14 protein-coding genes are annotated in these 19,337 nt (G+C 72.9%); 10 read left to right on the forward strand and 4 right to left on the reverse strand.

From position 1 onward, the window contains the following. Positions 1-7 precede the first annotated feature (7 nt). From scpA to ACIPRD_RS16115, 3 genes are all read right to left on the reverse strand, one after another. Positions 8-2,182 (reverse strand): methylmalonyl-CoA mutase, encoded by a 2,175-nt coding sequence (gene scpA / locus ACIPRD_RS16105; protein WP_401563463.1) that lies wholly within the window; start codon positions 2,180-2,182, stop codon positions 8-10. Beyond that, positions 2,182-3,990, reverse strand: coding sequence for a methylmalonyl-CoA mutase family protein (locus ACIPRD_RS16110; RefSeq protein WP_356406018.1), 1,809 nt, complete (start codon positions 3,988-3,990; stop codon positions 2,182-2,184). The genes scpA and ACIPRD_RS16110 overlap by 1 nt, the downstream gene beginning before the upstream one ends. A gap of 158 nt (positions 3,991-4,148) precedes the next feature. Further along, a complete protein-coding gene (locus ACIPRD_RS16115; RefSeq protein ID WP_401564174.1) occupies positions 4,149-5,888 on the reverse strand; it encodes a hypothetical protein in 1,740 nt (579 codons plus the stop codon). Between the two features lie 249 nt (positions 5,889-6,137). Between ACIPRD_RS16115 and ACIPRD_RS16120 the strand changes: the two genes are divergently transcribed. The 10 genes from ACIPRD_RS16120 (at position 6,138) to ACIPRD_RS16165 (ending at position 18,885) form a co-directional block, all read left to right on the forward strand. Beyond that, positions 6,138-6,518, forward strand: coding sequence for a cell division protein SepF (locus tag ACIPRD_RS16120; protein ID WP_356406016.1), 381 nt, complete (start codon positions 6,138-6,140; stop codon positions 6,516-6,518). Positions 6,519-6,882: 364 nt separating this feature from the next. After that, positions 6,883-7,992, forward strand: a complete 1,110-nt coding sequence (locus ACIPRD_RS16125; RefSeq protein WP_401564176.1) for an AAA family ATPase — start codon at positions 6,883-6,885, stop codon at positions 7,990-7,992. Next, the gene (locus ACIPRD_RS16130; protein WP_356406012.1) at positions 7,989-8,339 is read left to right on the forward strand and encodes a nucleotide pyrophosphohydrolase; all 351 of its coding nucleotides are present in this window, start codon (positions 7,989-7,991) and stop codon (positions 8,337-8,339) included. Before ACIPRD_RS16125 ends, ACIPRD_RS16130 begins: the two co-directional genes overlap by 4 nt. A 265-nt stretch (positions 8,340-8,604) precedes the next feature. Then, a complete protein-coding gene (locus ACIPRD_RS16135; protein ID WP_401563467.1) occupies positions 8,605-9,078 on the forward strand; it encodes a DUF6099 family protein in 474 nt (157 codons plus the stop codon). A gap of 262 nt (positions 9,079-9,340) precedes the next feature. After that, positions 9,341-10,264, forward strand: a complete 924-nt coding sequence (locus ACIPRD_RS16140) for an LLM class F420-dependent oxidoreductase (RefSeq protein WP_401563470.1) — start codon at positions 9,341-9,343, stop codon at positions 10,262-10,264. A gap of 96 nt (positions 10,265-10,360) precedes the next feature. After that, a complete protein-coding gene (locus ACIPRD_RS16145; protein WP_401563471.1) occupies positions 10,361-12,085 on the forward strand; it encodes a 3' terminal RNA ribose 2'-O-methyltransferase Hen1 in 1,725 nt (574 codons plus the stop codon). Continuing rightward, positions 12,082-14,730, forward strand: a complete 2,649-nt coding sequence (locus ACIPRD_RS16150) for a polynucleotide kinase-phosphatase (RefSeq protein ID WP_401563473.1) — start codon at positions 12,082-12,084, stop codon at positions 14,728-14,730. The genes ACIPRD_RS16145 and ACIPRD_RS16150 overlap by 4 nt, the downstream gene beginning before the upstream one ends. Before the next feature lie 222 nt (positions 14,731-14,952). After that, positions 14,953-16,173 carry an arginine deiminase gene (locus tag ACIPRD_RS16155; RefSeq protein ID WP_356406003.1) on the forward strand — a complete coding sequence of 407 codons (1,221 nt, stop codon included), beginning with the start codon at positions 14,953-14,955 and terminating at the stop codon, positions 16,171-16,173. 100 nt (positions 16,174-16,273) lie between these two features. After that, complete coding sequence (gene argF / locus ACIPRD_RS16160) at positions 16,274-17,296, forward strand: ornithine carbamoyltransferase (protein ID WP_356406000.1); 1,023 nt, start codon at positions 16,274-16,276, stop codon at positions 17,294-17,296. 134 nt (positions 17,297-17,430) lie between these two features. Then, complete coding sequence (locus tag ACIPRD_RS16165) at positions 17,431-18,885, forward strand: amino acid permease (RefSeq protein WP_401563475.1); 1,455 nt, start codon at positions 17,431-17,433, stop codon at positions 18,883-18,885. On the opposite strand, the gene ACIPRD_RS16170 is transcribed toward ACIPRD_RS16165, so the two are convergent. Beyond that, positions 18,845-19,297, reverse strand: a complete 453-nt coding sequence (locus ACIPRD_RS16170; RefSeq protein ID WP_356405996.1) for an ATP-binding protein — start codon at positions 19,295-19,297, stop codon at positions 18,845-18,847. The two genes, ACIPRD_RS16165 and ACIPRD_RS16170, sit on opposite strands and share 41 nt — an antisense overlap. Positions 19,298-19,337: the final 40 nt, after the last annotated feature.

A 19,337-nucleotide genomic window follows, 5' to 3' on the forward strand; every position in this document is an offset into this window, starting at 1 on the left:
CGGCCGGCTACAGGTCGTGGCCGAGGTCGGCCGACAGCCGCTTCACCAGGTCGTGCGCCGCGTCCGGGATCACCGTCCCGGGCGGGAACACGGCCGTGGCGCCCATCTCCAGCAGCGTGGGCACGTCCTGCGGCGGGATGACGCCGCCGACCACGATCATGATGTCCTCCCGGCCCTCCTCGGCGAGCTGCTCGCGCAGCGCCGGCACGAGGGTGAGGTGGCCGGCCGCCAGCGAGGAGACGCCGACCACGTGGACGTCCGCCTCGACGGCCTGGCGGGCGACCTCCTGCGGGGTCTGGAACAGTGGGCCGACGTCGACGTCGAAGCCGAGGTCGGCGAACGCGGTGGCGATCACCTTCTGGCCGCGGTCGTGTCCGTCCTGGCCCATCTTGGCGACCAGGATGCGCGGCCTGCGCCCCTCGGCCTCCTCGAAGGCGTCCACCAGAGCACGGGTGCGGTCCACGTTCGGGGACTCACCTGCTTCGTTGCGGTACACACCGGAGATGGTACGGATCTGGCTCGCGTGCCGGCCGTACACCTTCTCCAGGGCGTCGGAGATCTCGCCGACCGTGGCCTTGGCGCGGGCCGCGCGCACGGCCAGCTCCAGCAGGTTGCCGTCGCCGTCGGCCGCCCGCGTCAGCGCGTCCAGCGCGGCCCGGCACGCGCCCTCGTCCCGCTCCGCGCGCAGCCGCCGCAGCTTCTCGATCTGCTGGGCGCGCACGGAGGAGTTGTCGACCTTGAGCACCTCGATCTGCTCGTCGCTGTCGACGCGGTACTTGTTGACGCCGATCACCGGCTGGCGTCCGGAGTCGATGCGGGCCTGGGTGCGGGCCGCCGCCTCCTCCACGCGCAGCTTCGGGATGCCGGCGTCGATGGCCTGCGCCATGCCGCCCGCCTGCTCGACCTCCTGGATGTGCTGCCAGGCCTTGCGCGCCAGGTCGTACGTCAGCCTCTCGACGTACGCGCTGCCGCCCCACGGGTCGATGACCCGGGTGGTGCCCGACTCCTGCTGGATCAGCAGCTGGGTGTTGCGGGCGATGCGCGCCGAGAAGTCCGTGGGCAGCGCGAGGGCCTCGTCGAGCGCGTTGGTGTGCAGCGACTGGGTGTGGCCCTGGGTCGCGGCCATCGCCTCCACGCAGGTGCGCGTGACGTTGTTGAACACGTCCTGCGCGGTCAGCGACCAGCCCGAGGTCTGCGAATGGGTGCGCAGCGAGAGCGACTTGGGGTTCTGGGGCTCGAACTGTCCGACGAGCTTGGCCCACAGCAGGCGGGCCGCACGCAGCTTGGCGATCTCCATGAAGAAGTTCATGCCGATCGCCCAGAAGAAGGACAGCCGGGGCGCGAACGCGTCGACGTCCAGGCCCGCTTCACGGCCCGCGCGCAGGTACTCCACGCCGTCCGCGAGCGTGTACGCCAGCTCCAGGTCGGCCGTGGCCCCGGCCTCCTGGATGTGGTAGCCCGAGATGGAGATGGAGTTGTAGCGGGGCATCCGCTGCGAGGTGTACGCGAAGATGTCGGAGATGATCCGCATCGACGGCTTCGGCGGATAGATGTAGGTGTTGCGGACCATGAACTCCTTCAGAATGTCGTTCTGAATGGTTCCGGCCAGCTTCTCCGGCGGTACGCCCTGCTCCTCCGCCGCCACGATGTACAGCGCGAGCACCGGCAGCACGGCGCCGTTCATCGTCATCGACACCGACATCCTGTCCAGCGGGATGCCGTCGAACAGCTGACGCATGTCGTAGATGGAGTCGATGGCGACGCCCGCCATGCCGACGTCACCCGTCACCCGCGGGTGGTCGCTGTCGTAACCCCGGTGCGTGGGCAGGTCGAAGGCGACCGACAGGCCCTTCTGGCCGGCGGCCAGGTTGCGCCGGTAGAACGCGTTGGACTCCTCGGCGGTGGAGAAGCCCGCGTACTGGCGGATCGTCCAGGGCTGGTTGACGTACATCGTCGGGTACGGGCCGCGCAGGTACGGCGCCATGCCGGGGTAGGTGCCGAGGAAGTCCAGGCCCTCCAGGTCACGGCCGGTGTACAGCGGCTTGACGCCGATGCCCTCCGGGGTCTCCCAGAGCGGCGGTTCGCCGCCGGCGGCCTGTCCGACGGCCGTGCGCCACTGCTCGGCGGTGCCGTCGGCGACCGGGCTGCCCAGCTCGATGCCGGAGAAGTCGGGGATTCCCATCAGGACACTCCCATACGGTCGAGAGTCGCGGACAGCACGGCCACGGCGTCGCAGCCGGCGAAGACGTAGGAGTCCACGCCCGGGTACCCGGCGGGGCGGCCCGCGAGGACCACGTGCCCGGCGCCGGACGCGCGCAGCGACTCGGCGGCGGACGCGGCCTCGGCCTCGTACACGGCGTCGCTGGAGCACAGGACGGCCTCGGTGGCGCCGCTGTCCTCGAAGGTGCCGCCGGTCACCGGCTCGATGCCGCCCGCCTGGAAGAGGTTCGCGGCGAACGTCGCCCGCGCGGTGGACTCGGCGGCGGAGCCGAGCGCGACGAGGTGGATCCGCGGGCGGGCGCCGGTCGCCGCGAGGTGGGCGTCGGAACGGGCCCGCAGGGCCTCGAACGCCTCGTCGCGGCGCACCCGCGGCAGACCGCCGGACGGCCCCTCGGGAGCGGGCTCGCGCTCCACGGGCTTCTCCGCCAGCAGCGGGAACTCGCTGACACCGGTGACGGGTTCGCGCCGGCTGGCCAGCCGTCCGCCGCGCTCCTCCCAGGTCCGCGCCAGGTCCTCGCGCAGCCGTCCCGAGCGCAGTACGGCGGCCATGCCGCCGTCGCGCTCGACCGACCGGAAGAACTCCCAGGCGGCCTCGGCGAGTTCGTCCGTCAGCCGCTCGACGTACCAGGAGCCGCCCGCCGGGTCGATGACCCGGGCCAGGTGCGACTCCTCGACCAGGATCGTGGAGGTGTTGCGTGCGATGCGGCGGGCGAACGCGTCGGGCAGCCCGATCGCGTGGTCGAACGGCAGCACCGTCACGGAGTCGGCGCCGCCCACCCCGGCCGCGAGCGTCGCGACCGTCGTGCGCAGCATGTTCACCCACGGGTCGCGGCGGCTCATCATCACCGGCGAGGTCACCGCGTGCTGCGTCTGGGCGCCCGCGCCCGGCGCCCCGCACACCTCGGCGACCCGCGCCCACAGCCGGCGTGCCGCGCGCAGCTTGGCGACGGTCAGGAACTGGTCGGCGGTTGCCGCGTAGCGGAACTCCAGCTGGGCGGCGGCCTCTTCGGCCCCGAGGCCCGCCTCGGTCAGTTCCCGCAGGTAGGCCACGCCGGTGGCCAGGGAGGCGCCCAGCTCCTGCGCGGCCGAGCCGCCCGCCTCGTGGTACGGCAGCGCGTCCACGGTCAGCGCCCGCAGGCCCGGGTGGTCCGCGGCGCAGCGCACGGCCAGGGCGGCCGCGGGAGCGAAGTCCAGCGGGGTGCCGGTACGGGCCTCGTACCCGAGCGGGTCGGCGCCCAGGGTGCCGCGTACGGCCTTCGGGTCGACGCCCTTCTCCTCGCACAGCCTGAGCAGTTCGCGGGCGGCCTGCGGGGTCTCCCGGCCGGCGTCGAGGGCGACGGGCGCCAGGTCGAGGAGGACTCCGTCCAGGGCGCGGCCCAGGTCGGCGACGGGGATGCCGCCCTCGCCCAGCACGAGCCACAGCGACGTGACGCCGTTCTCCAGGTCGGCCAGCACCGCGCCGTCGTCGAGCGCCGCGTGCCGCTGCCGTACGTCCCAGCCGCCCGCGGTGCCGCCCTCGGGGCGGCCGCCGCGCACGAAGGGCGCGAACCCCGGCAGTCCGGGCTCGGGCGCGGCGTCGCGCGCGGTGTACAGGGGCCGGGTGCGCAGCCCGTCCTCCAGCGTCGTGGACAGGGCGTCCTCAGCTGCCGCGCCCGAGACTTCCTTGCCCGACTTGCGCAGCACACCCTCCACCAGGCGTTGCCACTGCTCGTGCGTCGCGTCAGGGAACTCGGCGGCCAGGGGGAGCCCGTCGTCAGGCAGGACCGTCATGCTCGGATGCTAGGGCAGGGTGCTCAAGTGTCAGCGGAACGAGGCCTGTGACGTTTCCCTCGTTGCGCCTGTGAGCTGCGCCTCTCCCCGTCCGCGAAGCCTCCGTCCCGCCCGTTTCGCCGCTTTCCCTCTCCGGGCGGCACGGGTGACGCCCGGGGTCACTGCTCGGGAGCCAGCTGGGCCGGGGTGACGTCGCGGGTGGAGAGCGTCTGCGGGTCGCCCGTGAACGCGCGCAGACGGATCCGGGTGTTCTTCGCGGCCGGTACGGCGAACGTGCCCGCCGGGGCCCGCAGGGTGACGGTCGCGGAGGTGTGCGGCGCGAGCGTGGCCGGACCGCGGGCGAGCGACCAGTAGCGGCTCATGCCCTGGCCCCGCGTGAGCATGTAGTGCGGGGTGAGCGGGTCGGAGCCGGTGTTGCGCACCCGGAGGGTCAGGGTGGACACCGAGCGCGGCGCCGGTCCGCGCGTCGCCGCCACGTCCATCCGCAGGGGCGGCCCGCCCGTCGCCGCGAGGGTGGCGCTCACCAGGGGCGGGAGCAGCAGCAGGGCCGCTGCGCACGCCAGGGTCCGGCGGCGGTTCGGGCCGGTGAGCCACCGGGGGCGGGGCTGCCAGGCACGGGCGAACTCCGGCAGGGGCGCGGTGACGGCGGCCGCGAGCCACAGCGGGGTCATCATCAGGTAGTAGCCGTCCTGGGACCGGGTCGCCAGGTAGAAGGCGCACCAGGGCAGCACGGTCGCCGCGGGGCCCAGCCGTCGTACGAAGAGCGTGAACAGCGCGAGCAGCGCGGCGGCCAGCAGCATGCTGGCGTGGCCGTACCAGTCGAGCCGGTCGCTGCCGTGCGTGAAGTACAGCGAGACGTCCACCAGGCCCTGGCCGTGCAGCACGGCGCCCTGGGTCAGGGGCAGCGCGATGCCGGCGAGCCAGGGTCCCGGCTCCCGCACCAGAAGGTAGGCGTCGATCACCAGCCACGCCGCGAAGGCCGTCCCCAGGAAGCGCAGCAGCACGTGGGCCGCGGCCCGGCCGCCCAGCTCGCCGCGGCGCACGGCGTAGAGCCCGGTCAGCAGGAACGGCATGACGAACCAGGGCAGTTGCTGGGCCGCGCAGGCGGCGCCCAGGCAGACGGCCCGTGCGATCCCGGCCCTGCCGAGCCTGCCGCCGGCGCCGATGTGCGGCCAGCGCACCACCACCGGGATCAGCAGGACCATGGCGATGATCGCCGGGTAGCCCTGGCGGGCGTACGACGGCAGGAAGGAGAAGCCCAGGCAGGCCATGGTCGCCGCCGGGCGCCACGGCACGGGCAGCATCCGCCACAGTGTCACCGCGCCGGCGACGAGGGCGACCGTCGCCGCCGCCGTGGCCGGTGCGCCGCCGTGGCCCAGCCAGAGGAACGGCAGGGTCAGCAGCGGGGCGAGCGGGGGATAGCCGTACGTGAAGTCGTACCCGCCGTCCATCGTCGGCGTCACGGCGACGCCCTTGCCCTGGAACAGCCAGGGCCACGGCTGGTCGTACACCTGGTGTCCGGCGAGCAGTTCGCGGGCGGCCTGGGCGGTGAGCGCCGCCTCGTCGCCGCCGGCGTGGTTCAGCGTCCAGTTGCACGCGGCGAGCACGATCGCGGTGACCAGCACCACGGCGTCCAGCCGGACCAGGGAGCGCGTGCGGCGGACCGTGAGGGCGAGGACGCCGCTCACCAGGATCGACGCGTAGCAGACGGAGATGATCCCGGCGAGGACGAGGTTGTGCGAGGCGGCCTGCGTCCACACCGAGCGTGTGCCGATGAACAGGCTCACATCGGCGAGCAGCGTCAGCACGCGGTGCCACTGCGCGGGAGATCCGGGCGCTTCCGAGGGGGCGCCCGGGGAGGTGGTCACGATGGGCCACGTCCGCCGGCCGGGTGTCATCCGCTGCTTTTCTGCCAAGTGCACGGCACCCGACGCTAGCGGTGACCGGTGGGTTGTGTGTGGAGCGACATGAAGAGTCGGGTGTGAGGGCAGTAAGAAACGGTCTTATTCGTACATCTGACCCAGGATCTGGCCTCGAGGGGAACGCGCGGACGGTGTCACAGTGTGTCGTTGTTGGGCCGAACGGGTGACTTGGCGTAAGAATTGGCTGGTGCAGGAAACGAACGCCAAGCAGGTCGGGGGGAGCCGGTGAGCCGTTACGACGTCACCGATGAACAGTGGGAAGGGCTCGCCCAGGTCGTGCCGCTGCGGGGCCGGGACGCGTGGCCGTCCGCGGTGAACCACCGCACGCTGCCCGACTCCGACACCGAGGCGCGGCGCCGCTTCGTCGTCCTGCGGGTCAATGTGTTCGCGGACGCCAGGGAGGTCGCGGAGACGCTGATGGCCGGGATCCCGGTGCTGCTGGACCTGTCCAGCGCCGAGGGGGAGGTCGCCAAGCGCGTCCTCGACTTCAGCACCGGCGTCGTCTTCGGACTGGGCAGCGGGATGCACCGGGTGGACCGGAACGTGTTCCTGCTGACACCGCCGGGGACCGAGGTCAGCGGTCTGATGGAGGCGTCCGGGGGCTGAGCGCGGCGGGTGCCCGGCGGCCGGCCGGCGTCCACTTCCCGACCGTCCCGCCGGGGGATCCGTCCCCCGATCGTGGGAAGGTCCGAGGGCTGAACGGTTCGGCACTCCGGCGGAGTCCTACGGTCCGCATATGGCCGTGTCTTCCGCGTCCGCCGGGTCCCCCGTCCCGTCCGGGTTCTCGCCAGGGGCTTCCGCGACGCCAGGATCCTCCGTGGACGCCACGGGTCCCCCGGGGGTGCTCGAGCGGCTGGAGCCGTTCGAGCACCCGGTGGCTTCAGGTCCGCCGGACCCCGCCCCCGTCGTGCCCCCGCAGTTCACCCGGCACGCGGGCGTCGCCGAACCCGTCCCCGGGGACGCCGTCGACGTGCGCGCCCGGATCACCGAGCTGCGGCTGTCCGCGTTCGCCGGGCACCGGCGGGCCGCGTTCCCGCTCGGGGCCCTCACCGTGTTCGCGGGCCCGAGCGGGACGGGGAAGTCCACCGCGTTCGGCGCGCTGGAGGCGCTCGCCCGGCTCGGGAGCGGGGCGTCACTGGCGCAGGTGTTCCCGGACCCGCTCGCCTGGGTGCCGGAGCGCGCGCGGCCCGACGCGCAGGGGAGACGCGGTTTCCGGATCGGCTGCACCGCCGACGGGGCCGCGGGCCCGGTCCTGCTCGACCTCGCCGTACAGGCCGAACCCTGCCTGCGGATCGTGGGCGAGCGGCTGACCGCGGGCGGGGTCGTCCTGCTGGAGACCGCGCTGCGCGACCCCGCCCGGCGGACCGTGCAGGCCGCCTGGCACACCGCGGGCTCCTCACCGGTGACCCGCGCGCCCCTGCCCGACGACCGGCTCGGCACCGCCCTGCTGCCGTTGCGCGTGGCGGGCAAGACGGACGGGCAGCGGCGCGTCCTGGCGGCCGCCGAGCAGACGGTGGTCGCGCTGCGCTCGGTCTTCGTCTGCGATCCGCGTCCCGAGCGGATGCGCCTGCCGGTCCCGGCGGGCTCGGGGCGCCTGCGGTCCGACTGCGGCAACCTGGCCGACGTGCTGGCCCGCACCCGCTCGGAGTGCGGGCGCAGGCACGCCGCGCTGGTCGAAGTGCTGCGCGCCGGCTGCTCGGGACCGGTGGCCGACCTGGTCGCCGACCGGCTGCCCGACGGCACGGTACGGGCGCTGCTCGACCGGGGCGACGGCCACCGGACCGAGCTCGCCCGGCTCGGCGACGGCGAGCTGCGCTACATCGCGCTGGCCCTCGTGCTGCTCACCGGGCCGGGTGTCCTGGAGGTGGACGCGCCCGGCGAGGTGCCCGACGCGCTGCGTACCCTCACGGTGCTGGCCGACGGCCTCGACCGGTGTCTCGACCCCGGACAGCGCCGTGAACTGCTGGGCGCGGCGGCCCGGATGGGCGAGCGCGGCCACATCCGCTGCGTGGGCGCGGTGAACGACGCCTCATGGGCGCTGGGGACACGGGGCGCCACGGTGGTACACCTGACCCCATGACCGAACATCCCGACCTGCCCGGACTCCAGCGCAGGCTGGCCGAGTTCGCCGCCGTGCGCAACTGGCAGCCGTACCACACCCCGAAGAACCTCGTGTCGGCGCTGGGCGTGGAGGCCTCCGAACTGGCCGAGATCTTCCAGTGGCTGACACCCGAGGAGTCGGCCCGGGTGATGGACGACCCGGAGACCGCCCACCGCGTCCGCGACGAGGTCGCCGACGTCCTCGCCTATCTCCTCCAGTTCTGCGGCACCCTCGGCATCGACCCGCTGGCCGCGCTGTCGGCCAAGATCGACCGCAACGAGAGCCGCTTCCCGGTGCCGGAGCAGGGGGACGGCGGCGCGCGCTAGCCCGCGACTCCGGCCCGCCGGAGCGCCGCGCGTCCGCCGGAGGGCACCCCGGCGCGCGGGGCGCGGCCGGTGTCCCGGCCAACTGTCGGACTTTCTGGTTCCGGTATCACTCTCCGGAGTCGATTCCTCTGCCGAATCCGAATTGTTGTCCACAGATTTCAGTCTTCCTCTGGCTTTTCGCCTCAAGCACCCTCACTCTGGGTAATGAACAAGGGAGTTCACGCGCACGTGCGACGGCGCACGGCGGACCGGACGGGGGCAGCCGATGGAAGCGATCCGACTCATCGAGGCGAGCAGGCGGGCTCTGACCGGGGGCGCCGACGCCGCCGAGACCATGGCGGAGGTGTGGCAGGCGCAGGCGCTCGCCCAGGCGATCGGCAGCAGGCTCGCGGTGTCCGGGCCGCCGGAGCTGCGCGGCGAGGCGCTGGGCCTGACCGAACTCGCGGGCAGAGGCTGCGGCGTCCTGGACCCTCCGGAGCTGGACCCCGGCGATCTGCGCGCCGCCCAGCTCACCGAGCTGACCGACGCCCGCCAGACTCTCCTCCGTCTCGGCGGCCTGCTCGGCGAGGTGGGCATCGCGCTGGTCGGCATGGCGAGCGCCGCGTCCGACGAGACGACGTACTGGCAGTGCATGGAGGCGATCGACGCGGCGGACGAATCCCGCGACCGGGTCCTGGAGATGCTGCGCAAGCTGGCGGCGCGGGAGGAGGCGGAGCTGCGCGAGCGCGAGATGGGGTGACGCGAGATGGGGTGACGGGGACGTGTGACGGCGGGCGGGTGACGGGTGACGGGTGGCGGCTGGCGGGGGATGGACCGATCAGCCGGGCGGGAGCGGTCCGCCGGATGGGCCGGTCCCCGGATGGGCCGGTCCCCGGATGGGGCGGTCCGCCGGGCGGGGCGGTGACCGCGGGCGTGTGCGGTGGCGAATTCCACAGTGCGGGGACGCCCGTGCCCGAAGTGCCGGTGACGCGGTCGGGGCGGCCGGAGTGCAGGATGGAGACATGGACCTGCGCATCTTCACCGAGCCCCAGCAGGGGGCCACCTACGACACCCTGCTCACCGTGGCGAAGGCCGCCGAAGACCTTGGATTCGACGGCTTCTTCCGTTCTGATCACTATCTGCGCATGGGCGGTGCGAGCGGTCTTCCGGGCCCCACCGACGCCTGGATCACGCTGGCCGGCCTGGCCCGCGAGACCTCGCGCATCCGCCTCGGCACGCTCATGACCGCGGCCACCTTCCGCCTGCCCGGCGTGCTCGCCATCCAGGTGGCGCAGGTCGACCAGATGTCCGGCGGCCGCATCGAACTGGGTCTGGGCGCCGGATGGTTCGAGGAGGAGCACACGGCGTACGGCATTCCGTTCCCGAAGGAGAAGTTCGCGCGCCTGGAGGAGCAGCTGGAGATCGTCACCGGCCTGTGGGCGACCGAGACCGGCAAGACCTTCGACTTCCACGGCACGTACTACGACCTCGCCGGCTCGCCCGCGCTGCCCAAGCCCGCCCAGAGCCGGATCCCCGTGATCATCGGCGGCCACGGCGCCACCCGTACCCCGCGTCTCGCGGCGCGGTACGCGGACGAGTTCAACATCCCGTTCGCCTCGGTCGAGGACAGCGAGCGCCAGTTCGGCCGGGTGCGGGCCGCGGCCGAGGAGGCGGGCCGCCCCGCGGACGCGCTGACCTACTCGAACGCGCTGGTGGTGTGCGTCGGCCGCGACGAGCAGGAAGTCGCCCGCCGTGCCGCCGTGATCGGCCGTGACGTCGACGAACTGAAGGCCAACGGCCTGGCGGGCTCCCCGGCCGAGGTCGTCGAGAAGATCGGCCGCTACGCGGAGGCCGGCTCCGAGCGGATCTACCTCCAGGCCCTCGACCTCCACGACCTGGACCAGCTGGAGCTGATCTCCGCCGAGGTCATGCCCCAGCTGTCGTGACGCGTCCCGGCCCGGTGGCCCCGCCGAGGGCCGCCGGATCGGCCGCGTGACGAAAACAGGTGGTCAGGCGGCCGCCCAGCCGCGAGACTCGGACGTGTGTTCCTGACGATCTCCACGCGCGGCACGGCCGCCGCCCCCGCCACCGACCTCGGGTTCCTGCTGCACAAGCACCCCGACAACGCCCAGACGTTCTCCACGTCCCACGGCACCGCGCACGTCTTCTATCCCGAGGCGGACGCGGATCGCTGCACGGCCGCGCTGCTGCTCGAGGTGGACGCGGTCGCGCTGGCCCGGCGGGGCAAGGGCAAGGGCCGCGGAGGAGCGCCCGACGCGGCGCTCGCGCAGTACGTCAACGACCGTCCCTACGCCGCCTCCTCGCTGCTCGCGGTCGCGCTGAGCGCGGTGTTCTCCAGCGCCATGCGGGGCGTGTGCAAGGCGCGCCCCGAGCGGGCCGCCGCCCCGCTGCCGCTGCGCATCGAGGTGCCCGCACTGCCCGCACGCGGCGGCGCGTCACTCGTCCGAGGACTCTTCGAGCCGCTCGGCTGGCAGGTGACCGCCGAACCCGTCGCTCTGGACGCCGAGTTCCCGCAGTGGGGCGACTCGCGGTACGTCCGGCTCGTCCTGGAGGCGGAGGGGCTCACCCTCGCCGAGGCGCTGCGCCACCTGTACGTGCTGCTGCCCGTCCTGGACGACGGCAAGCACTACTGGGTCTCCGCCGACGAGGTCGACAAGCTGCTGCGCGCCGGCGAGGGCTGGCTGCCGGACCACCCGGAGCAGAAGCTGATCACCAGCCGGTACCTGTCCCGCCGCTGGTCCCTGACCCGGGACGCGATGGAGCGGCTGGAGCTGGTCCGCCTGGCCGAGGCCGACGACAGCGAGGTCGAGACCCTCGACAACGCGGTCGAGGACGACACCGACACCGACACCGACACCGAGACCGAGGCCGCCGAAGCGGAGGCGGTGGCGGGGGCAGGCACGCAGGCACCGGCCGGCACCGGCCCCGACCGCGCCCCCGGCGCTGAGGAGGTCACCGGCACTCGCACCGACGGCATCAGTGGCGCCCCCGGCACCGCCGACGGCGACGGCACCGGCGCCATCAGCGGCACCCCCGGCACCGACGCGGGCGCCGGACGCGACGCTCACGGTGTTCCCGGTTCGGGTGCGGGCTCCGCTCCCGGCGAGGACAGGCCGGTCCCGCTCGCCGTGCTGCGCCGGGAGGCGATCACCGGCGCTCTGCGCGAGGCCGGGGCCGCCCGCGTGCTGGACCTCGGCTGCGGCCAGGGCCAGTTGGTGCAGGAGCTGCTGAAGGACGTGCGGTTCACCGAGGTCGTCGGCGTCGACGTGTCGATGCGCGCCCTGGGCATCGCCGCGCGCCGGCTCCGGCTGGACCGCATGGGGGAGCGGCAGGCCGCCCGGGTCAAGCTGTTCCAGGGCTCGCTCGCCTACACGGACAAGCGGCTGGCGGGCTACGACGCGGCCGTCCTCAGCGAGGTGATCGAACACCTGGACCTGCCCCGGCTGCCCGCCCTGGAGTACGCCGTGTTCGGCGCGGCGCGCCCCCGCACGGTGCTCGTGACGACCCCGAACGTCGAGTACAACGTCCGCTGGGAGACCCTGCCCGCCGGGCACGTCCGGCACGGCGACCACCGCTTCGAGTGGACCCGCGAGGAGTTCCGCTCCTGGGCGTCGGCCGTCGCCGAACTCCACGGGTACGAGGTCGGGTTCCGTCCGGTCGGACCGGACGACCCCGAGGTGGGACCCCCCACGCAGATGGCCGTGTTCCACAGAGACGCGAACGAGAAGGAGGCGAAGGCGGCATGACCGGGACCACCCCCAGCGGCGACACCAGCACCAGCGGCGACACCAGCATCAGCGGCACCACGGACACCGGTGGCGGCAGGGTCCTGCCCGTCACCGACCTCTCCCTCGTCGTGCTCGTCGGCGCATCCGGCTCCGGCAAGTCGACGTTCGCCCGCAGGCACTTCAAGCCCACCGAGGTCATCTCCTCGGACTTCTGCCGCGGTCTCGTCAGCGACGACGAGAACGACCAGAGCGCGACGGGCGACGCCTTCGACGTCCTGCACTACATCGCGGGCAAGCGGCTCGCGGCCGGCCGCCGTACCGTCGTCGACGCCACCAGCGTGCAGCAGGACAGCAGGCGGCAGCTCATCGAGCTGGCCAGGGAGCACGACGTGCTGCCCATCGCCATCGTGCTCGACGTGCCCGAGGAGGTGTGCGCCGAGCGCAACGCGGCCCGCGTCGACCGCGCCGGCATGCCGCGCCGCGTCATCCAGCGGCACATCCGCGAACTCCGGCGCTCCCTGCGCCACCTGGAGCGCGAGGGCTTCCGCAAGGTGCACGTCCTGCGTGGCGTGCAGGAGGTGGACAGCGCCACCGTCGTCACCGAGAAGCGCTTCAACGACCTGACCCACCTCACCGGCCCCTTCGACATCGTCGGCGACATCCACGGCTGCGCGGCCGAACTGGAGGCGCTGCTGGCCAGGCTGGGCTATGTGGACGGGGTGCACCCCGAGGGCCGTACCGCCGTGTTCGTCGGCGACCTCGTCGACCGCGGTCCGGACAGCCCCGGCGTGCTGCGCCGCGTGATGGCCATGGTGAGGTCCGGCAACGCGCTGTGCGTGCCCGGCAACCACGAGAACAAGTACGGCCGTCACCTCAAGGGCCGCCAGGTCCAGCACACGCACGGACTCGCCGAGACCATCGAGCAGATGGAGGGCGAGAGCGAGGAGTTCCGGCGGGAGGTGAGGGAGTTCATCGACGGGCTGGTCAGCCACTACGTCCTGGACGGCGGACGCCTCGTCGTCTGCCACGCCGGCCTGCCCGAGAAGTACCACGGCCGCACCTCGGGCCGGGTGCGCTCGCACGCCCTGTACGGCGAGACCACCGGGGAGACCGACGAGTTCGGGCTCCCGGTGCGCTACCCGTGGGCCGAGGACTACCGCGGCCGGGCCGCCGTGGTCTACGGCCACACCCCGGTCCCGGAGGCGAGCTGGCTGAACAACACCATCTGCCTGGACACCGGTGCCGTCTTCGGCGGCAAGCTGACCGCGCTGCGCTGGCCGGAGCGCGAACTGGTCGACGTACCGGCGGAGCGGGTCTGGTACGAGCCCGCCAGGCCGCTGCGGTCCGAGGCACCGGGCGGACGCGACGGGCGCCCGCTGGACCTCGGGGACGTGCACGGGCGCAGGGGGGTCGAGACCCGGTACGCCGGGCGGGTGGCCGTACGCGAGGAGAACGCGGCCGCCGCCCTGGAGGTGATGAGCCGCTTCGCCGTGGACCCGCGCCTGCTGCCGTACCTGCCGCCGACCATGGCGCCGACGCCGACCTCGCAGGTCGAGGGGTACCTGGAACATCCGGCGGAGGCCTTCGCGCAGTACGCGCGGGACGGCGTCGCGCGCGTCGTGTGCGAGGAGAAGCACATGGGCTCGCGCGCGGTGGCCCTCGTGTGCCGGGACGCCGAGGCGGCCCGTGAGCGCTTCGGCGCCGGCGGCACCTTCGCGGAGCGGGGGAGCGAGGGCGACGGCGGGACCGGAGCGGGCCCGACCGGGGCGCTCTACACCCGCACCGGACGGCCGTTCTTCGACGACGGGAAGGTGACCGAGGAGATCCTTGGCCGGCTCCGCTCGGCCGTCACGGACGCCGGCCTGTGGGAGGAGCTGGACACCGACTGGCTGCTCCTGGACGCCGAGCTGATGCCGTGGTCGCTGAAGGCCTCCGGCCTGCTGCGCAGCCAGTACGCGGCCGTGGGCGCCGCCTCCGGCGCGGTGTTCCCGGGCGCGCTCGCCGCCCTGGAGGCCGCGGCCGCGCGGGGCACGGACGTGGGAGCGCTGCTGGACCGCCAGCGGGAGCGCGCCGCCGACGCGGCCGCGTTCACCGACGCCTACCGCCGTTACTGCTGGGCCACCGACGGCCTGGACGGGGTGCGCCTCGCACCCTTCCAGATCCTGGCCGTCCGCGGCCGCAGCCTCGCCGCGCTGCCGCACGACGAGCAGCTGGCGCTGCTCGACCGGCTGGTGGAGCACGACGGCAGCGGACTGCTGCGGACCACCCGGCGGCTGTACGTCGACACCGCCGACCCCGAGTCGGTACGGGCCGGCACCGACTGGTGGCTGGAGATGACCGGACGCGGCGGCGAGGGCATGGTCGTCAAGCCGGTCGGCGCACTCGTCCGGGACGGGCAGGGCCGGCTGGTGCAGCCCGGGATCAAGTGCCGGGGCCGCGAGTACCTGCGGATCGTCTACGGCCCCGAGTACACCCGCCCGGAGAACCTCGCCAAGCTGCGGCAGCGGTTCCTGAACCACAAGCGGTCGCTCGCGGTCCGCGAGTACGCCCTGGGTCTGGAGGCCCTGGACCGGCTGGCGGAGGGGGAGCCGCTGTGGCGGGTGCACGAGGCGGTGTTCGCCGTCCTCGCCCTGGAGTCGGAACCGGTCGACCCGCGCCTGTGAGCGGCCGGTGACGGAGGGGACGCGGGGAGGGGCGGGGAGGCGACGGCCGGCCGCCACCTCCGCGCCCCTCCCCGTCCCGCGGAAACCCGTCCCGCGAAAGCCCGCCCCGCCGGAAACCCGTCCCGCGAAAGCCCGCCCCGCGGAAACGCACCGCGGAAACCCGTGGCGACGGAAACCGCCGGGAAGAGCGTGAACCGGGGTGTCCATGGCCAGGATGGAGACATGGCATTCCACGTCGACTCCGAGGCCGGGCGCCTGCGCCGCGTGATCCTGCACCGGCCCGACCTCGAGCTCAAGAGGCTCACCCCGAGCAACAAGGACGCCCTGCTCTTCGACGACGTGCTCTGGGTGCGCCGGGCACGCGCCGAGCACGACGGTTTCGCCGACGTCCTGCGCGACCGCGGGGTCACCGTCCATCTCTTCGGCGACCTGCTCACCGAGACCCTGGCGATCCCGGCCGCCCGGTCCCTCGTCCTGGACCGCGTCTTCGACGAGAAGGAGTACGGTCCCCTCGCCACCGACCACCTGCGGGCCGCCTTCGACCGGATGACCCCGGACGAACTGGCCGAGGCGCTGGTCGGGGGCATGACCAAGCGGGAGTTCCTGGAGGGCCACGCCGAGCCCGCCTCCGTCCGCTTCCACGTCATGGAGCTGGACGACTTCCTGCTCGGCCCGCTTCCCAACCACCTCTTCACCCGTGACACCTCGGCGTGGATCTACGACGGGGTCTCCATCAACGCCATGCGCCTGCCGGCCCGGCAGCGGGAGACCGTGCACTTCGAGGCGATCTACCGGCACCACCCGCTGTTCCGCGACGAGACCTTCCACGTGTGGTCCCGCGGGCAGTCCGACTTCCCGTCCACCATCGAGGGCGGCGACGTCCTGGTGATCGGCAACGGCGCGGTCCTCATCGGGATGAGCGAGCGCACCACCCCGCAGGCCGTGGAGATGCTCGCCCACGAGCTGTTCGCGGCCGGCTCGGCGCGCACGATCGTGGCGCTGGACATGCCGAAGCGGCGCGCCTTCATGCACCTCGACACCGTGATGACCATGGTCGACGGCGACACCTTCACGCAGTACGCCGGGCTCGGCATGCTGCGGTCGTACACCATCGAGCCCGGGGCGGGGGACGAGCTGAAGGTCACCGACCATCCGCCGGAGCACATGCACCGGGCGATCGCCGCGGCCCTCGGGCTCGGCGAGATCCGGGTGCTCACCGCGACCCAGGACGTGCACGCGGCCGAGCGCGAGCAGTGGGACGACGGCTGCAACGTGCTCGCCGTCGAACCCGGCGTGGTCGTCGCCTACGAGCGCAACGCCACCACCAACACGCATCTGCGCAAGCAGGGCATCGAGGTCATCGAGATCCCGGGCAGCGAGCTGGGCCGGGGCCGGGGCGGTCCGCGCTGCATGAGCTGTCCGGTCGAGCGTGAGGCGGTGTGACCCCGGTGTGAGCCGACCCACTGCATAAACGCTGAATATCCATGCTATATGTCGTATAGAATTCCAGAGTCTTGTTGCACCCGTACCTCTGGAGCGCCCCATGGCGACAGTCCCGACCGCCCTCGCCGGCCGCCACTTCCTCAAGGAGCTGGATTTCACCGGTGAGGAGTTCCGCGGCCTGGTCGAGCTCGCCGCGGAGCTGAAGGCGGCCAAGAAGGCCGGGACCGAGACGCCGTACCTGCGGGGCCGGAACATCGCCCTGATCTTCGAGAAGACCTCGACGCGCACCCGCTGCGCGTTCGAGGTCGCCGCCGCCGACCAGGGCGCCCACACCACCTACCTCGACCCGGCCGGCTCGCAGATCGGGCACAAGGAGTCCGTGAAGGACACCGCCCGCGTCCTCGGCCGGATGTACGACGCCATCGAGTACCGGGGGCACGGGCAGGGCGTGGTCGAGGAACTGGCCGCGCACGCCGGGGTGCCCGTCTACAACGGTCTCACCGACGAGTGGCACCCCACCCAGATGCTCGCCGACGTGCTCACCATGACCGAGCACAGCGACAAGCCCCTGGACCGGATCGCCTTCGCCTACCTCGGCGACGCCCGCTACAACATGGGCAACTCCTACCTGGTCACCGGCGCCCTGCTCGGCATGGACGTGCGGATCGTCGCGCCCCGGGTGCTGTGGCCCGACGGGACGATCGTCGCGCTGGCCCGCCGGCTCGCCGCCGTCTCCGGGGCCCGGATCACCCTCACCGACGAGGTGGCCGAGGGCGTGCGCGGCTGCGACTTCCTCGCCACCGACGTCTGGGTGTCGATGGGGGAGCCCAAGGAGGTCTGGGACGAGCGCATCGCGCTGCTCGGCCCGTACGCCGTGACCATGGACACGCTGCGCGCCACCGGCAACCCGGACGTGAAGTTCCTGCACTGCCTGCCGGCCTTCCACGACCTCGGCACCACTGTCGGCCGAGAGATCCACGAGCGGCACGGGCTGACCGAGCTGGAGGTCACGGACGAGGTGTTCGAGTCCGAGCACTCCGTCGTCTTCGACGAGGCGGAGAACCGGATGCACACGATCAAGGCGGTGCTGGTGGCCACGCTCGCCCGACCCGCTCTCGCCTGATCTGCGTCACAAACCCCTTCCTGACCGGCCATATCGGCCCTTATCCTGACAAACGGCCCGGTGCCACCCCCGCCCGGGCCGCTGTCGCGCCCCCACAGGTCGCGCCCGCACCACCAGAAACGAGCACCACCCGTATGCCCGCTCCCCGTATCAAATCCCCCCAGCAGCTCGTCGCCGAATCCGGCGCCGACCGCGAGGGACACGGTCTGAAGCGCACGATGGGCCTCTTCCAGCTCATCTGCTTCGGTGTCGGCGCCATCGTCGGCACCGGCATCTTCGTCGGCCTGTCCGACTCCGTGGCCCAGGCCGGTCCCGCCGTGGTGATCTCCTTCATCCTGGCCGCGATCACCTGTGTCTTCACCGCCTTCTCCTTCGCCGAGCTGGGTGGCGCGATACCGGTCTCCGGTTCCTCGTACTCCTTCGCCTACGCCGGTCTCGGCGAGCGCACCGCCTTCCTGGTCGGCTGGTGCCTGCTGCTGGAGTACGGCGTGTCGATCTCGGCGGTGGCCGTCGGCTGGAGCCAGTACGTCAACGAACTCCTGCACAGCCTCTTCGGCTGGCAGCTGCCCGCCGCGATCTCCGCGGGTCCCGCCGACGGCGGGGTCATCAACCTGCCCGCGGTGATCGTCATCGCCATGGGTGCCGTCCTGCTGGTGCGCGGCATCCGCGAGAGCGCCCGGGCCACCGCCGCCATGGCCGTCGTCAAGATCGGCATCCTGATCGCCTTCTGCGCCATCGGCTACAGCGCCTTCAAGCACGGCAACCTCACGCCGTTCTCCCCGGCCGGCCTCGGCGGCATCGGCGCCGGCACCACGGCCGCCTTCTTCTCCTACATCGGCTTCGACGCGATCACCACCGCCGGCGAGGAGGCCAAGAACCCCCGCCGCGACATCCCCGTGGCGATCCTGGTCTGCATGGGCATCGTCACGCTGCTGTACTGCGCCGTCGCCGTGGCCGCCATCGGCGCCATCGGCGGCAAGCAGGTCGCCGGCCGCCCCGCCGCCCTGTCCTACGTCGTCAACCAGGTCACCGGGTCCGCCGTCGGCGGCGGGATCATCGCGCTCGGCGCGGTCGTCGCCATCGCCTCGGTCGTCCTCGCCGTGATGTACGGCCAGACCCGCATCCTGATGTCGATGGCCCGCGACGGACTCGTCCCGCGCGCCTTCGAGAAGGTCTCCCCGCGCACCGCCACGCCGGTCCGGGGCACCGTGATCACCGCGGCCGTCTTCGCGCTCCCGGCCGCCTTCTGCCCGCTGGACTCGGTCGTCAACCTGTGCACCATCGGCACGCTCGCCATCATGGCCGTCGTCAACGTCGTGGTGATCGCCCTGCGCCGCCGCGAGCCCGGCCTCAAGCGCAGCTTCCGGGTGCCGCTCTACCCGGTCATGCCGGTGCTCGGCATCGTCTTCTGCCTCTACCTGATGTACGAGACGGGCTGGAAGACCTGGATCCAGTTCGCGGTGTTCCTCGCGGTGGGCCTGCTGGTCTACGCCGGCTACGGGCGCCGGCACTCCACGCTGGCCCGTGCCGACGAGGCCACCGCCGAGGTCACCTCGGCCGGCGCTGAACGGGAACGACAGGCAGTCTGAACCACACCGCCTTGCCCGACGAGGTCGGGCGGTGACCACAGGACGAGCTGAGGGCGCGGATCAGAAGGAGACCGCGCCCTCCTTCCTGCCACGGGTCGGGCGCCTCGAGCACCGGACGGGTGAGGTGGCCGGGCGGCTCCGGGTCCGGGTCGTGCACCTCGACCTGGCAGCCGGTCGGCCGCAGCTCCACCACCAGCTCGATCGGGCCGCCCCCGGCGGTGTGCTCCACCGCGTTGGCCACCAGTTCCGCGGTGAGCAGCTCCGCGGTGTCGCCGTCGGGGGAGTGCTCCACCTCGGCGAGCGCCGTGCGCACCAGCGCACGCGCGACCGGCACCGCGGCCGCGGTGTGCGGCAGCGCGATACGCCAGGAGGCCGATTCGGTGGGGCGTTCGTGCAAGGCGAGTCCGTTCATGAAGCAGGCTGTCCCGCTTTCGACTACAGGAATGGTACGG

Origin of the sequence: Streptomyces sp. NPDC090108, assembly GCF_044747185.1 — a bacterium.
Lineage (GTDB): Bacteria > Actinomycetota > Actinomycetes > Streptomycetales > Streptomycetaceae > Streptomyces.

What these genes read in the sequence shown, in the direction of transcription:
- scpA (WP_401563463.1), bottom strand. Translation starts at nt 2,182, where the DNA reads ATGGGAATCCCCGACTTCTCCGGCATCGAGCTGGGCAGCCCGGTCGCC.
- ACIPRD_RS16110 (WP_356406018.1), bottom strand. Translation starts at nt 3,990, where the DNA reads ATGACGGTCCTGCCTGACGACGGGCTCCCCCTGGCCGCCGAGTTCCCT.
- ACIPRD_RS16115 (WP_401564174.1), bottom strand. Translation starts at nt 5,888, where the DNA reads ATGACACCCGGCCGGCGGACGTGGCCCATCGTGACCACCTCCCCGGGC.
- ACIPRD_RS16130 (WP_356406012.1), top strand. Translation starts at nt 7,989, where the DNA reads ATGACCGAACATCCCGACCTGCCCGGACTCCAGCGCAGGCTGGCCGAG.
- ACIPRD_RS16135 (WP_401563467.1), top strand. Translation starts at nt 8,605, where the DNA reads ATGGAAGCGATCCGACTCATCGAGGCGAGCAGGCGGGCTCTGACCGGG.
- ACIPRD_RS16140 (WP_401563470.1), top strand. Translation starts at nt 9,341, where the DNA reads ATGGACCTGCGCATCTTCACCGAGCCCCAGCAGGGGGCCACCTACGAC.
- ACIPRD_RS16150 (WP_401563473.1), top strand. Translation starts at nt 12,082, where the DNA reads ATGACCGGGACCACCCCCAGCGGCGACACCAGCACCAGCGGCGACACC.
- ACIPRD_RS16155 (WP_356406003.1), top strand. Translation starts at nt 14,953, where the DNA reads ATGGCATTCCACGTCGACTCCGAGGCCGGGCGCCTGCGCCGCGTGATC.
- argF (WP_356406000.1), top strand. Translation starts at nt 16,274, where the DNA reads ATGGCGACAGTCCCGACCGCCCTCGCCGGCCGCCACTTCCTCAAGGAG.
- ACIPRD_RS16165 (WP_401563475.1), top strand. Translation starts at nt 17,431, where the DNA reads ATGCCCGCTCCCCGTATCAAATCCCCCCAGCAGCTCGTCGCCGAATCC.
- ACIPRD_RS16170 (WP_356405996.1), bottom strand. Translation starts at nt 19,297, where the DNA reads ATGAACGGACTCGCCTTGCACGAACGCCCCACCGAATCGGCCTCCTGG.